This window comes from Streptomyces sp. NPDC000878 (genome assembly GCF_053599695.1).
Genome location: NZ_JBSFMT010000096.1, coordinates 18,703 through 32,814 on the forward strand (window position 1 = coordinate 18,703; position 14,112 = coordinate 32,814).

General features: G+C 68.7%; 10 protein-coding genes. 6 read left to right on the forward strand and 4 right to left on the reverse strand.

Features of this window, described 5'->3' with window-relative positions; all coding sequences use genetic code 11:
• The first annotated feature begins 220 nt into the window (after window positions 1-220).
• Complete coding sequence (locus ACWDR4_RS44915) at window positions 221-1,147, forward strand: IclR family transcriptional regulator domain-containing protein (RefSeq protein WP_450417342.1); 927 nt, start codon at window positions 221-223, stop codon at window positions 1,145-1,147.
• A 99-nt stretch (window positions 1,148-1,246) separates the two neighbouring features.
• A complete protein-coding gene (locus ACWDR4_RS44920; protein ID WP_450417327.1) occupies window positions 1,247-1,684 on the forward strand; it encodes an SsgA family sporulation/cell division regulator in 438 nt (145 codons plus the stop codon).
• A gap of 78 nt (window positions 1,685-1,762) precedes the next feature.
• Here the strand turns inward: ACWDR4_RS44920 and ACWDR4_RS44925 are convergent, their stop codons facing one another.
• Window positions 1,763-3,760 carry a YibE/F family protein gene (locus ACWDR4_RS44925; protein WP_450417329.1) on the reverse strand — a complete coding sequence of 666 codons (1,998 nt, stop codon included), beginning with the start codon at window positions 3,758-3,760 and terminating at the stop codon, window positions 1,763-1,765.
• A 250-nt stretch (window positions 3,761-4,010) separates the two neighbouring features.
• Here ACWDR4_RS44925 and thiC point away from each other — a divergent pair, with 250 nt between their 5' ends.
• Window positions 4,011-5,813, forward strand: coding sequence for a phosphomethylpyrimidine synthase ThiC (gene thiC / locus ACWDR4_RS44930; RefSeq protein ID WP_450417331.1), 1,803 nt, complete (start codon window positions 4,011-4,013; stop codon window positions 5,811-5,813).
• 197 nt (window positions 5,814-6,010) lie between these two features.
• Here thiC and ACWDR4_RS44935 read toward each other — a convergent pair whose 3' ends face one another.
• From ACWDR4_RS44935 to ACWDR4_RS44945, 3 genes are all read right to left on the reverse strand, one after another.
• Entirely contained in the window at window positions 6,011-6,886 is an 876-nt protein-coding gene (locus ACWDR4_RS44935; RefSeq protein WP_450417333.1) for a hypothetical protein, read from the reverse strand.
• Between the two features lie 205 nt (window positions 6,887-7,091).
• Window positions 7,092-8,225, reverse strand: a complete 1,134-nt coding sequence (locus ACWDR4_RS44940; protein ID WP_450417334.1) for a metallophosphoesterase — start codon at window positions 8,223-8,225, stop codon at window positions 7,092-7,094.
• A 397-nt stretch (window positions 8,226-8,622) separates the two neighbouring features.
• On the reverse strand, window positions 8,623-9,735 hold the full coding sequence (locus ACWDR4_RS44945) for a LacI family DNA-binding transcriptional regulator (RefSeq protein ID WP_450417336.1): 1,113 nt from the start codon (window positions 9,733-9,735) through the stop codon (window positions 8,623-8,625).
• 475 nt (window positions 9,736-10,210) lie between these two features.
• Between ACWDR4_RS44945 and hisC the strand changes: the two genes are divergently transcribed.
• The 3 genes from hisC to cydB all read left to right on the forward strand — a co-directional run bounded on the left by hisC (window position 10,211) and on the right by cydB (window position 13,983).
• Window positions 10,211-11,290 (forward strand): histidinol-phosphate transaminase, encoded by a 1,080-nt coding sequence (gene hisC / locus ACWDR4_RS44950; protein WP_450417338.1) that lies wholly within the window; start codon window positions 10,211-10,213, stop codon window positions 11,288-11,290.
• Between the two features lie 158 nt (window positions 11,291-11,448).
• Window positions 11,449-12,957 carry a cytochrome ubiquinol oxidase subunit I gene (locus ACWDR4_RS44955; RefSeq protein ID WP_450417344.1) on the forward strand — a complete coding sequence of 503 codons (1,509 nt, stop codon included), beginning with the start codon at window positions 11,449-11,451 and terminating at the stop codon, window positions 12,955-12,957.
• Window positions 12,958-12,978: 21 nt separating this feature from the next.
• Window positions 12,979-13,983: a cytochrome d ubiquinol oxidase subunit II gene (gene cydB, locus ACWDR4_RS44960; protein ID WP_450417340.1), complete on the forward strand. Its 1,005-nt coding sequence runs from the start codon at window positions 12,979-12,981 to the stop codon at window positions 13,981-13,983.
• Window positions 13,984-14,112: the final 129 nt, after the last annotated feature.

Genomic DNA, 14,112 nt, shown 5'->3' on the forward strand with positions numbered 1-14,112 from the left:
AGGGGTGATCGGGGTACGGGAGCGGGACGGCGCGGGCGCCGGTAACAGGATCCGCCGGTTCCCTCGGGCGGGGGAAGTTTCCCGTACGGGCCGTCTGTGCGCGGTGACAGGCGGTTAGAGTCCGGAATTCGACGCGGGGACGGCCCCCGCGGACGGCGCATCCCCTCCTTCCGTGTCTCTCCGCACGGCAGCCCCCTCGCCTTCGAGAGTGACCCTCGTCATGGTCGACACCGCACCCGCGGAACCACAGGCTCCACCCGTACAGCGCCGGCCCGAGCAACGGGCCGCGCCTTCCCTGGGGACGCGCGTCCGGCCCACCGAGAGACCCGCGCCGGCACCCGTGCCCGCGCTTGTACCGGCACCTGTCCCCGGGCTCGTACCGCCCGCCGAACCGCACTCCACGGCGACCCTCATCGGCTCCGTACAGCGGGCGATGCGGCTGCTGGAGTCCGTCGCCGCGCATGAGCACGGCGCTCCCGCCAAACAACTGGCCCGCGAGACCGGCCTCGCCCTCCCGACCGCCTACCACCTGCTGCGGACGCTCGTCTTCGAAGGCTATCTGCGGCGCGAGAAAGGGCTGTTCTTCCTCGGCGAGGCGGCCGAGCGGCTGGGCAGCAGCGGTGCACGGCAGAAACGGCGCAGCACGGTGGTGGACGCACTCGCGCACTGGCGGGACGCGATCGGCGTACCCGTGTACTACGCGGTGTACCGAGACGGCGAGGTCGAGGTCATGTGTGTCTCCGACACCCCGGCCAACCCGGCGGTCGAGGAGTGGGCGGACTTCCGCGAAACCGGGCACGCGCACGCCGTCGGACAGTGCCTGCTCTCGCAGTTGGACGAGCAGGACCGCCGGGACCATCTCGAACGTCATCCCGTGCAGGCGGTCACCCCCTACACGGTGCGTGACAGTCACGCGCTGCTGCGCCGCCTCGACCGGATGCGGCGGATGGAACTGGTCGTGGAGCGGCAGGAGTACGCGCTGGGGACGGTCTGCGCCGCGATTCCGATCACCATCGGTTCCACAGCCGCCACTTTGGCCATTTCTCTACCTTCCAGCCAGGCAGATCGACTGCTAATCGCGGCACAGCAGTTGCAAACAGAGGTCGGAAGACTGCTCGGGTCCCTCGCGATCTCTATCAGTATCTGAAAACTCACTCCTTGTGATTCACCGTGTACTTTCAGCAAGATGCGAGCAGTATCAGAGCGATGATTCCAGGCCAGTTCACGGCAAGTGACGGGGTAGGCGATGCGCGAGTCGGTGCAGGCAGAAGTCATGATGAGCTTTCTTGTCTCGGAGGAGCTCTCCTTCCGCATTCCGGTGGAGCTGCGCTACGAGACCTGTGATCCCTATGCCGTCCGGCTGACCTTCCATTTGCCTGGCGACGCCCCCGTGACCTGGGCCTTCGGGCGCGAGCTGCTGATCGACGGCGTGGGGCGGCCCTGCGGGGACGGAGATGTGCGGATCTCGCCCGCCGACACGGATGTTCTGGGCGAGGTGCTGATCCGGCTTCAGGTCGGCGGCGACCAGGCGCTGTTCCGCTCCGGTGCGGCGCCGCTGGTGGCGTTCCTCGACCGCACGGACAAGCTTGTGCCGCTGGGGCAGGAGCGTTCCCTCGCCGACTTCGACGCCCACCTCGACGAGGCGTTGGTCCGCATTCTGGCGGAGGAACAGAGCGCCGGCTGAGCGGATCGGCGACGGAGTTCCCGGCAGTGGCGTAACGCTTCTCCTCCGCGCCGGGAGGAGAAGCGCGCCCGGCCTTCGTCAGTGCTTGCGGCGACGGCCCTTCCCGGCGCGGGCCGGGGCCGACTGGGCCGTTGCTCCTGCTCCCGCCCCCGCTGCCGCGGGAGTTCCGGGCCCGGCGCCTGTTGCCGCTCCCGCAGCCAGGGATGCCGTGCCTGGGCGGTCGGCGGAGACCATCAGGGCCGCCAGGAGCGTCGTCACCGGCACAGACGCGACCAGGCCGATCGAGCCCACCAGGGTCCGTACGATCTCCTCCGCGACGAGTTCGCTGTTGGCGACCGTCCCGACGCTGCTCTGGGCGATCGAGAAGAGCAGCAGCAGCGGCAACGCGGCGCCCGCGTAGGCGAGGACGAGGGTGTTGACGACGGACGCGATGTGGTCGCGGCCGATGCGGATGCCGGCGCGGTACAGCCCGCGCCACCCCATCGTCGGATTGGCCGCGTGGAGTTCCCAGACCGCCGATGTCTGCGTCACCGTCACATCGTCGAGGACACCCAGCGAACCGATGATGACGCCCGCGAGCAGCAGGCCACTCATGTCGATGGACGGATACAGGCCATGGATCAGGCCCGTGTTGTCGTCCGTGTTGCCGGTGAGCGCGGCCCAGCCGATGAACCCCGAGCCGAGGATGCCGATCAGAACCAGCGAGATCAGGGTGCCGAGCACCGCCACGGACGTCCGGGCCGAGAGGCCGTGGCACATGTAGAGCGCGATCAGCATGATGGCGCTGGCTCCGATGACCGCCACGACCAGCGGATTCGAGCCCTGGAGGATCGCCGGCAGGATGAAGAAGGTCAGCACCATGAAGCTGACGGCCAGTGCGACCAGCGCCATCACACCGCGCAGACGGCCGACGACCACGACGGCGAGCGCGAAGATGCCGGCCAGCAGGGCCATGGGGAGCCTGCGGTTCACGTCGGTGACCGAGTACTGCAGGTCCCTCGGTGCGGAGGGCTCGTAGGCGACCACGACCTTCTCGCCCTGGTGCAACTGCCGTGACTGGTCCGGCTGGACGATCTCCGTGAACGTACGGCCCTTGTCGTCACCGGTGTCGACCCGGATCGTCGCCCTCTTGCAGTCGCCGGTCGCCTGCTGCTGGGCCGACGAGCCCTCGGCGGTGGACGTGTCACCGGTCGGGGTGTCCCCCGAGGCGTTGACGGACTTGCAGTCCACCGCGACGACCTTGGTGACCGTCGCCTCCTGGGTCTGCCGGTCGAAGCCGACGCCGGTGCGCTCGTGCGCCGGGGCGCCCCCGGGCCACAGCACCGCGAGCCCGACCACGACCGCCGCGGCGAAGGGGATCAGGATCGCGCCGATGATCTTTCGCAGATGGATGGAGACAGGGGCGGCCGGACCATGGCTGTGACTGTGGCCGTGCGAGGAACCGTGGTGGTCGTCGGGTCCGTGGGAGTCACCGGACCCTGACCCGGACTCGTGTACATGTCCGTCCCCATGCTCGCCACCCGGTCCGGCCCCGTGTCCGCCACCTTGTCCAGGGCCATGGCCACCACCGGAACCGCCGCCGGGCCCGCCACTGTGACCGTCACTGTGACCGTCACCGGGGCCGTTCCCGTGCCCATGGCCGGCGCCCTGTCCCGGACCGGAGCCGTGATCGTGCCCACCGCCTGCCCCGGGGCCAGGGCCTCGCCCGCCATCGGATACGGGAAGCGGGCCGAACTGACCGGTCCCGGGCCCCTCGGCTCCGTACCCGGGGCCTTGACCGCCCGGGCCCGTTCGGCCGCCTTGGCCCGCCCCCGCTCCGGGCCCGTAGCCGCGATCGATCCGCTGACCGGGCCCGTGTCCGGGACCGCCGCTCGGTCCGGCCGCCCCGTCGGCGCCGCCCGTTCCGGCTCTCGTTCCGGGCGCACCACTGGGGCCACCAGGGCCGTCGCCCAGCCGGAACCTGCGCTGCGGGCCGGTGCTCTCGCCGTTTCCGCTGCCCGGCCCGGAAGCGCGCCCGGCACCGCTTCCGCGCGGTGGCTCGGAGGGCGGGTACGGGGGTCCTTGCGTCGTGGTCACCGCCCGATCATCGCAAGAACGACAGGGGCCCTCTGTTCACCTCGCCCAAATTGACGCTAGCGTGGAGGCACCTTTGCACACGCGGGAGCTCGGAGCACCGGGCTGAGAGGGCGCTGACCTCCGTCTTTGCGATGTTTCACGTGGAACATGTGGAACGAGTGATGTTTCACATGAAACATCGGCAGACGGAAGCCGCTGCGTCGACCGCTGAACCTGTTACCGGGTAATGCCGGCGTAGGGAGTAGGTCTCATGACCATCAAGGACGCACGCACGCCTGCCTCCAGCCAGGACGAACAGCCCACCCAGGGCGAACAGTCCCAGGAGGCCGGGAAGTCCATCGGCTGGCACAAGGGGTATGTCGGCGGCTCGCGCCCCGACCTGCGGGTGCCGGTCCGTCAGGTGCACCTCACCAACGGGAAGTCGGTCACTCTGTACGACACCTCGGGCCCGTACACCGATCCGCTGGTCGACACCGACGTTCGCAGGGGCCTGGCGCCGCTGCGTGACAACTGGATCATCGCCCGCGGCGACACCGAGGAGTACGCGGGCCGTCCCGTCCGTCCTGAGGACGACGGGATCAAGCACACCTCGCCGCGCGGCGGGCTCAGGAACCTCGACGCGGTGTTCCCGGGACGGCCCCGGCAGCCGCGCCGGAGCCGGACCGGGCAGGCGGTGACGCAACTCGCGTACGCCCGCCGCGGGGAGATCACGCCCGAGATGGAGTTCGTGGCCGTCCGGGAGAACGTCGACCCCGAGGTGGTCCGTGAGGAGATCGCCGCCGGGCGGGCGGTACTGCCCGCCAACGTCAACCACCCGGAGATCGAGCCGATGATCATCGGCAAGCGGTTCCTGGTGAAGGTCAACGCCAACATCGGCAACTCCGCGGTCACCTCCTCCATCGAGGAGGAGGTCGAGAAGATGACCTGGGCGACGCGCTGGGGCGCCGACACGGTCATGGACCTGTCCACCGGCCGCAACATCCACACCACCCGCGAGTGGGTGCTGCGCAACTCCCCCGTTCCCATCGGCACGGTGCCGCTCTACCAGGCGCTGGAGAAGGTGGACGGCAGGGCCGAGGAGCTGACCTGGGAGATCTACAAGGACACGGTCGTCGAACAGGCCGAGCAGGGCGTCGACTACATGACGGTGCACGCGGGCGTCCGCCTGGCGTACGTACCGCTCACCGCGAACCGCAAGACCGGCATCGTCTCGCGCGGTGGTTCGATCATGGCGGCGTGGTGTCTGGCGCACCATAAGGAGTCGTTCCTGTACGAGAACTTCGAAGAACTGTGCGAGATCCTCGCCGCGTACGACGTCACGTACTCGCTCGGCGACGGGCTGCGGCCCGGATCGATCGCGGACGCCAACGACCCGGCACAGTTCGCCGAGTTGCGGACGCTCGGGGAACTCAACAGGATCGCGAAGCGTTTCCACGTACAGACGATGATCGAAGGCCCGGGACATGTCCCGATGCACAAGATCAAGGAGAACATCGACCTTCAGCAGGAGATCTGTGATGAAGCTCCGTTCTATACGCTCGGCCCGCTGACGACGGACGTCGCGCCGGCGTACGACCACATCACTTCCGGCATCGGTGCCGCGATGATCGCCTGGTGGGGCACGGCCATGCTCTGCTATGTCACGCCCAAGGAGCACTTGGGCCTGCCCAATCGTGACGACGTCAAGACCGGCGTCATCACCTACAAGATCGCCGCCCACGCAGCCGACCTCGCCAAGGGGCACCCAGGTGCGCAGGAATGGGATGACGCGCTCTCCGACGCCCGCTTCGAGTTCCGGTGGGAGGACCAGTTCAATCTGGCCCTCGACCCGGACACAGCACGCGAGTTCCACGACGAGACCCTGCCGGCCGAGCCCGCCAAGACGGCCCACTTCTGCTCGATGTGCGGGCCGAAGTTCTGCTCGATGAAAATCTCGCACGACATCCGCCGGGAGCACGGCAGTACACCGGTGGAGATCGAGCAGGGCATGGCGCAGAAGTCGAAGGAGTTCGCGGCTGCGGGCAACCGGGTCTATCTGCCGATCGCGGACTGACACCGACTCCGGTGCCCGGCCAGGGCGGTGCGGGCGTGGCCATGGCGTTCGCGTCTCTCCGCGTCGGCGCCTCACACGGACCGGGCGGAAGCCCAGGTGGTCAGACGGCTTCAGCAGCCGTCCGCTCCACCTGAGTCCTGCGTCCTGCCGGGTGCTCGTCCTGCTGGTCCTGCGGTCCTGCGTTCCGGCCCCGCCGGTCACTCCGGCGGGTGGTCCGGGCCTCCGAAGTCCGGGCTGCTGAAGTCCGGGCTCGTGAAGCTCGGGCGGCGGCTTGTCGACGAGCCTTCGTCGGGGCTGCTGAAGCCGGGCCGGTTGTAGCCGAGTTGGGGCATACGGCCGGTGGTGGGTTCCGGGGCCGGCTTGCGGTTCATGGCCGCCGTACCGGGGTCGGCGAGGGCCTCGCGGAGGAACGGCAGGATGCCGCGCTCCAGCAGGGCCTCGCGCCAGGCTTCCCTGGCCTGCGCGACCTCCCCGGTCAGTTCGCCGTACGCCCCGGCCTCCTCCGGGTCCGGGCTGTTGCGCAGGGCGGTGAGCAGCAGGCCGACCGCGGCGACGAGGATCGCTGCCGCGGTCACCGCACCGAACACCCATCCGGTGGTGAGCATGGTCTGGGCGAACGCCGGCTCGGGGTCGAGCATCTTGAGGATGTAGCCCACGAGCAGGAAGATCGCCGCGGCCGTGCCGGCGAGGACGGGAGCCAGGACCGCGACGACGGCGACGGCGCCCGCCCCGGCGGTCTCGCCGGCGACCTCGCCCATGCCGGTGGCGAACCCCATCGCGCTCGGGCCCGACTCGGTGGAGCCGGATTCGCGGACGGACGACGGGGTGGACGGCGCCGGGTGGCGCAGTTCGTCGCGGACCTTCACGTAGTGCTGGTATTCGGCCGCCGCGGCGACCGTGATGAGCGCCGTGGCGTTGAGTGCCATGGTGCGCAGTTGTTCGGGGTTCAGCCGCTGACCGACGGCGGCCAGTTCCGGGCGGTGTGGGGCGGAGCGCAGCGCCTCATCGAGGATCCGCTCGTATTCCTGGCGGTCCTCGTTCAGCAGGTGCTGCGGAACGCTGTTCATGTGCATCCCCCGATGCTCCGTAGGGCTTGGGGCTCGGCATGCTGACGAGCCGTCGGGCAGAAACGGAGGGGAGCCTGCTACGGATAAGCCGATGGTAGAGCGGCGACGGCGCGCGGTGACAGGGGGTTTGAAGAAATTGCCGTGTGACTGTCCCCCGCCCGATGCGGTTCGCCGTCGGGGGACGCCTGCCCCGGGAACGCCCGGATATCCGTCAGAGATCCAGCGGAAGTTCCTGGACCAGCAGTTTTCCGGCCATGGTCACGCCGCCGTCCATCGCGATGGCGAGTCCGTCGGCGTAGACATGCGGATGTTCGATGTTCGGACCGGAGTTGTCCTCGCCGTCGTCCTCGGTGCCGACATCGCCCACCAGATACGGGATGGGGCTGTGGCCGTGAACGATGCGGGTGCCGCCGTACGTATCGAGAAGGGAGCGTACGGCCTCGGCACCGCCCTCGTCGCGGAAGGAGAAGCGCTTGGTGAACTTGCGGAACAGATCCCACACCTCGTCCGCGTCGTTGCGCGTGATCGTCTCGCGGACGGTGTCGTTGACCGCCTCGATCGAGTCGCCGTAGTCGAGGTAGGCGGTGGTGTCCGAGTGCACGAGCAGGTGGCCGTCGACCTCCTCGATCGCGTCGAGGCGGGCCATCCACTGGAGATGGTGGTCCTGCAGCCGGTCCATGTCGGTCTTCTGACCGCCGTTGAGCAGCCAGGCCGCCTGGAAGGTGGCCGTGCCCGCGCCCGAGTTGACGGGGGTGTCACCGAACCGCTTGGCGCCCAGCAGCAGCAGCTCGTGGTTGCCCATGAGGGCCTTGCAGTAGCCGCCGGCCGCGGCGGCCTCGGCGGACAGCCGCATCACCAGGTCGATGACGCCGATGCCGTCCGGGCCGCGGTCGGTGAAGTCGCCGAGGAACCAGAGCCGGGCGGTGCCCGCGGACCAGTTGCACTCGCTGTCGATCAGGCCCTGTTCCTGGAGGGCGCCCACCAGTTCGTCGAGGTAGCCGTGGACGTCCCCGACGACGAACAGCGGCCCCGGGCCGTCGGCGGCCAGGGCGGCGGGGTCGACGGTCGCCTGAAGCGTGTCACCGCGGTTGATGACGGGCAGATCGCGCTCCGTCGGCGTGTACCCGTCGGGGTACTCCTCCAGGTCCGTCAGGGTCTGCACGCCCTCCGCGGTCTCCTGGACCTCGGTGTCGGCCGCCCCGGCGGGGATGTCACCGGTGGCCGTACCGTCGGCGTACGGACCGGTCTCATGGACGTACGCGGGCACCCGGAAGTCGCGCAACGTCGCCGTCCGCGTCACCTCGGGTCCCTGACCGGCCCCCTGAGTCATCGACCCCTCCACCATCGCGCCGCATCTGCACCGCATCGGACTGCCTGGTCGCAGCGGCCCGCGGTGTCGTGGGCCCATCATAGGAATGCGGATCGCGCCATGTGATGACCCAGGGGTGGTGAATCGGCGAAGGAGCCCAGTTCACCGCGGCTTTCGCCCCGATTCGGAGGGGCTTTCCCGTATGGGACCGCCCCGGACTCCCCTGCTTCGTACTTTGCTCCACCCCTCGGACACCGACGCTTCGTACGATCATGACACCGGCGCCCGTGACCGTACCGAGGCCGGTGCCCGCATTCCTGAACGGGGCCGGGCTCCCGCTTCCCCTACGGGGCCGACCCCTCGTACGGCCCCGCTCTCCGGGAGCCCGCCCCGCACAAGCCCACGTTCCCCGCCCCTCCTCACCGCCCCCGGATCACCCTTCCTCGGGCGACCGCGGCGGACTGACCGTCGTGCGCGGCGGACGGCGCTGCGAGGACGTCCGCACGATCAGTTCCGTCGGTATCACCTGCTCGACCGGCAGGTCCGAATCGACGTTCTCGATGGCGTCGATCAGGAGTTGGACCACCGCCGTGCCGATGCGGCGCGGCTTCAGCGAGAGCGTGGTGATCGGCGGCTCCGTGGTGGCGTACACCGTGGACTCGCTGCAGCAGACCAGCAGCAGGTCGTCCGGGACGCGCAGGCCGTAGCGGCGGGCCGCGGCCAGCAGGTCGGTGCCGTTCGGGTCGAACAGGCCGTAGACGGCGTCCGGACGGTCCGGACGGGCCAGCAGCCGGTCGGCGGCCACGGCACCCGCGCACGGGTCGTGCGCCGGGTAGGCCTCGTACACCGGGTCCTGGCCGACCCGCTCGCACCAGCGCAGGTACGCCGTGGTGGAGAGGTTGGTGTACGTGTCGGTGGAGGTCCCCGTCAGGAGGCCGATGCGGCGGGCGCCGGCGGCGGCCAGATGGTCGAGGATGCCCAGGACCGCCGCCTCGTGGTCGTTGTCGACCCACGCGGTGACCGGGAGCGAGCCCGCCGGGCGGCCGTCGGAGACGACCGGCAGCCCCTGCCGGACGAGTTCGGTGACCACCGGGTCCTGGTCGGACGGGTCGATCACGACCGTGCCGTCCAGGGCGACGTTCGACCACACGTCGTGGCGCGAGGTCGCGGGGAGGATGACCAGGGCGTAGCCCCGGGCGAGCGCGGCCGAAGTGGCGGCTCTCGCCATCTCCGCGAAGTAGGCGAACTCGGTGAAGGTGAAAGGTTCATCCCCGTACGTCGTCACGGTCAGGCCGATCAGTCCTGACTTGCCGGTACGGAGGGTTCGGGCCGCGGCCGACGGGCGGTAGCCCAGCCGGTCGGCGACCTCTCGGACATGGCGTCGGGTGGCGTCCGGGAGCCGGCCCTTTCCGTTGAGGGCGTCGGAGACGGTCGTGATCGAGACCCCGGCGGCGGCGGCCACGTCTCTGATGCCTGCCCGTCCCGGCCGACTGCCTCGTCGGGTTGTCTCCGCGCGGCTCACCTGGTGCTTCCCTGCTGCTGTCATGGCGAGCCGATAGTAGGGCTCATGCGGTGGGGTAGTGCGGACGCATATGCAGTCGTTGACAGGCACGTTTCTGCATGGTCAAAACTCATCAACTACCTTAGAAAGAAAGTCAGTTGAACGATACAACGCCCCTACGTGACTTGTCGGCGCGCGTAGGCCTGCCAAGTGACCGATGTTTCGAAGAGGTCTCAACTCACCTCTACGAGGGATGCGCGCCACGGCGTGAGCCACCGGCGCGTGCCGAAAGGTGTGGTGCGCCCCCTAATTCGTACAACTTTGTACGGTGGTACCCCTGATGCCTGTGTGACAGGTGGGGTTGGGCGCGCTCTGGGCCCTGCGCGCGCGGCGGACGCGTTTCGGACACCACCGACCCGTACGCAGCGGCGCCGAATCCTCATAAGGTGAGGAGCATTGGTACCCGGAACCGGCGGCGGGTGGCCGTGCCGAGCCGGTGGTGGTCACGAGGAGGACTGCGGTGAGCGAGACGAGCCCCAAGCTGCGTGCCGAGCTGGAGGGTATCCCCACCTACAAGCCGGGCAGGCCGGCCGCGGCCGACGGTCCGGTGGCCTACAAGCTGTCCTCGAACGAGAACCCGTACCCGCCGCTGCCCGGCGTGCTGGAGACCGTGACGGCCGCGGCCGGGGCCTTCAACCGCTACCCGGACATGGCCTGCACGGGGCTCATGAACGAGCTGGCCGAACGTTTCGCCGTACCGGTCACCCACCTCGCCACCGGCACCGGTTCGGTCGGCGTCGCGCAGCAGCTGGTCCAGTCGACCAGTGGGCCCGGCGACGAGGTGATCTACGCCTGGCGGTCCTTCGAGGCCTATCCGATCATCACGCAGGTCAGCGGCGCCACGTCGGTCAAGGTCCCGTTGACGCCGGGGGATGTGCACGACCTCGACGCGATGGCGGACGCGATCACCGACCGGACCCGGCTGATCTTCGTCTGCAACCCCAACAACCCGACGGGGACGGCCGTACGGCGGGCCGAGCTGGAGCGGTTCCTGGACCGGGTGCCCAGCGATGTGCTGGTCGTACTGGACGAGGCGTACAAGGAGTTCGTGCGGGACATCGAGGTGCCGGACGGGGTCGTGCTCTACCGCGACCGGCCGAACGTCTGTGTGCTGCGCACCTTCTCCAAGGCGTACGGCCTCGCCGGGCTCCGGGTCGGGTTCGCGATCGCGCACGAGCCGGTGGCGGCGGCGCTGCGCAAGACGGCGGTGCCGTTCGGGGTGAGCCAGCTCGCCCAGGACGCGGCGGTGGCCTCGCTGCGGGCCGAGGACGCGCTGCTCGGCCGGGTCGGTTCGCTGGTGTCCGAGCGGATGCGGGTGGTCGACGGGCTGCGCGGCCAGGGCTGGACGGTGCCCGACACCCAGGCGAACTTCGTGTGGCTGCGGCTGGGGGAGCGCACGGTGGACTTCGCGGCGGTGTGCGAGCGGGCCGGGGTGGTCGTGCGGCCGTTCCCGGGCGAGGGGGTCCGGGTCACGGTCGGCGAGACCGAGGCGAACGACATCTTCCTGAAGGTGGCGGAGGGCTTCCGCAAGGAGATCTAGGGCACACTCGGATGCCGTTTCAGCTGGTCAGAGCTGGTGAGGGGGGTCGCTGCCGAGCGGGCGGGGACCCCCTTTCATCTACCGAGGAAACGGTGCTGCATAATTGCTTGTGAATGTGAACGCTTTCACAAGCGTAGCTAAGGAGCGGCACCGTGGACCTGGACCTGGCTCTGGCGCCGGAGACTCTGGCGCGATGGCAGTTCGGCATCACCACCGTCTACCACTTCCTGTTCGTCCCGCTGACGATCTCCCTGGCCGCGCTCACCGCCGGCCTGCAGACCGCCTGGGTGCGCACGGAGAAGGAGAAGTACCTCAAGGCCACCAAGTTCTGGGGCAAGCTCTTCCTGATCAACATCGCGATGGGTGTCGTCACCGGCATCGTGCAGGAGTTCCAGTTCGGCATGAACTGGTCCGACTACTCGCGCTTCGTCGGCGATGTCTTCGGTGCTCCGCTCGCCTTCGAGGCGCTGATCGCCTTCTTCTTCGAGTCCACCTTCATCGGCCTGTGGATCTTCGGCTGGGACAAGCTGCCCAAGAAGATCCATCTGGCCTGCATCTGGATGGTCTCGATCGGCACGATCCTGTCGGCGTACTTCATCCTCGCGGCCAACTCCTGGATGCAGCACCCTGTCGGCTACCGGATCAACGAGCAGAAGGGGCGCGCCGAACTCACCGACTTCTGGCTGGTCCTCACCCAGAACACCGCGCTGACCCAGGTCTTCCACACCCTCTCCGCGGCCTTCCTCACGGGTGGCGCCTTCATGGTCGGCATCGCCGCCTTCCATCTGACGCGCAAGAAGCACATCCAGGTGATGAAGACCTCGCTGCGGCTCGGCCTGGTCACCGTCGTCATCGGCGGTCTGCTCACCGCGATCAGCGGCGACACCCTCGGCAAGGTCATGTTCAAGCAGCAGCCGATGAAGATGGCAGCCGCCGAGGCCCTGTGGGACGGCGAGGCGCCCGCGCCCTTCTCGGTCTTCGCCTACGGGGACGTGGACAAGGGCCACAACAAGGTCGCCATCGAGATCCCGGGCCTGCTGTCCTTCCTCGCCAACGACGACTTCAGCTCGTACGTCCCCGGCATCAACGACGTCAACAAGGCCGAGCAGGAGAAGTTCGGGCCCGGCGACTACCGGCCCAACATCCCGGTCGCCTACTGGGGCTTCCGCTGGATGATCGGCTTCGGCATGACGTCCTTCGCGATCGGCCTGGCCGGACTCTGGCTGACCCGCAAGAAGTTCATGCTCCCGCAGCATCTGCGGGTCGGCGACGACGAGGTGCCCAACCTCTCGCTGCTCCCCGGCAAGGTGCTCGGCCCGACGCTCACCAAGTGGTACTGGCGCATCGCCATCCTCACCCTGGGCTTCCCGCTGATCGCCAGTTCCTGGGGCTGGATCTTCACCGAGATGGGCCGTCAGCCCTGGGTCGTCTACGGCATCTTCCAGACCCGGGACGCGGTCTCCCCCGGGGTCTCGCAGGGCGAGATCATCACCTCGATGATCGTCTTCACCTCGCTCTACGCGATTCTCGCCGTCATCGAGGTCAAGCTCCTCGTGAAGTACGTCAAGGCCGGACCGCCCGAACTGACGGAGGCCGACCTCAACCCGCCCACGAAGATCGGCGGCGACCCACAGGACGCCGACAAGCCGATGGCCTTCTCCTACTAGGCCCAGGGAGCTGGAATCGCCATGCAACTTCACGACGTCTGGTTCGTCCTCATCGCCGTCCTGTGGACCGGCTACTTCTTCCTGGAGGGCTTCGACTTCGGGGTCGGCGTCCTCACCAAGCTGCTCGCCCGCGACCGGGCGGAGAAGCGGGTCCTCATCAACACCATCGGGCCCGTCTGGGACGGCAACGAGGTGTGGTTGCTCTCGGCGGGCGGCGCGACCTTCGCCGCCTTCCCCGAGTGGTACGCCACCTTGTTCTCCGGCTTCTATCTGCCGCTGCTGCTCATCCTGGTCTGCCTGATCGTGCGGGGCGTCGCCTTCGAGTACCGCGTCAAGCGGCCCGAGGAGAACTGGCAGCGCAACTGGGAGACCGCGATCTTCTGGACCTCGCTCCTGCCCGCGTTCATGTGGGGCGTGGCCTTCGCCAACATCGTGCGCGGGGTGAAGATCGACGCGGACTTCAACTACGCCGGTGATCTCGCCGATCTGCTCAACCCGTACGCCTTGCTCGGCGGCCTGGTCACCCTGTCGCTGTTCACCTTCCACGGCACGGTGTTCGTCGGTCTCAAGACCGTCGGGGACATCCGGGAACGGGCGCGGAAGCTGGCGGTTCGTGTCGGAGTCATGGCGGCCGTCGTCGCGCTCGCCTTCCTGGCCTGGACCCAGGCGGACAAGGGCGATGGTGGCTCCCTGGCCGCCGCGATCGTGGCCGTGCTCGCGCTCGTTGCCGCGCTGGGGGCGGCATGGAAGGGTCGTGAGGGCTGGGCGTTCGCGTTCTCCGGGGTCACCATCGTGGCAGCGGTCGCCATGCTGTTCCTGACGCTCTTCCCGAACGTCATGCCGTCCTCGCTCAACCCGGACTGGAACCTCACGGTCACCAACGCCTCGTCGAGCCCGTACACGCTGAAGATCATGACGTGGTGTGCGGGGATCGCCACCCCGCTGGTCCTGCTCTACCAGGGCTGGACGTACTGGGTGTTCCGCAAGCGGATCGGCACGCAGCACCTCGCCGAAGCCGCGCACTGAGTCGTCGTTGTCTGCGTCATCTCTGTCTGTGGGTGGTGGGTTCGCGATGTTTCACGTGAAACATCGCGAAGAAGGACGTTGACCCAGAAGGTCGTCCAGGGAAATCCACCGGTCTGCGCGGGCCAGAGC

What these genes read in the sequence shown, in the direction of transcription:
- ACWDR4_RS44915 (WP_450417342.1), top strand. Translation starts at nt 221, where the DNA reads ATGGTCGACACCGCACCCGCGGAACCACAGGCTCCACCCGTACAGCGC.
- ACWDR4_RS44920 (WP_450417327.1), top strand. Translation starts at nt 1,247, where the DNA reads ATGCGCGAGTCGGTGCAGGCAGAAGTCATGATGAGCTTTCTTGTCTCG.
- thiC (WP_450417331.1), top strand. Translation starts at nt 4,011, where the DNA reads ATGACCATCAAGGACGCACGCACGCCTGCCTCCAGCCAGGACGAACAG.
- ACWDR4_RS44935 (WP_450417333.1), bottom strand. Translation starts at nt 6,886, where the DNA reads ATGCACATGAACAGCGTTCCGCAGCACCTGCTGAACGAGGACCGCCAG.
- ACWDR4_RS44940 (WP_450417334.1), bottom strand. Translation starts at nt 8,225, where the DNA reads ATGGTGGAGGGGTCGATGACTCAGGGGGCCGGTCAGGGACCCGAGGTG.
- ACWDR4_RS44945 (WP_450417336.1), bottom strand. Translation starts at nt 9,735, where the DNA reads ATGACAGCAGCAGGGAAGCACCAGGTGAGCCGCGCGGAGACAACCCGA.
- cydB (WP_450417340.1), top strand. Translation starts at nt 12,979, where the DNA reads ATGCAACTTCACGACGTCTGGTTCGTCCTCATCGCCGTCCTGTGGACC.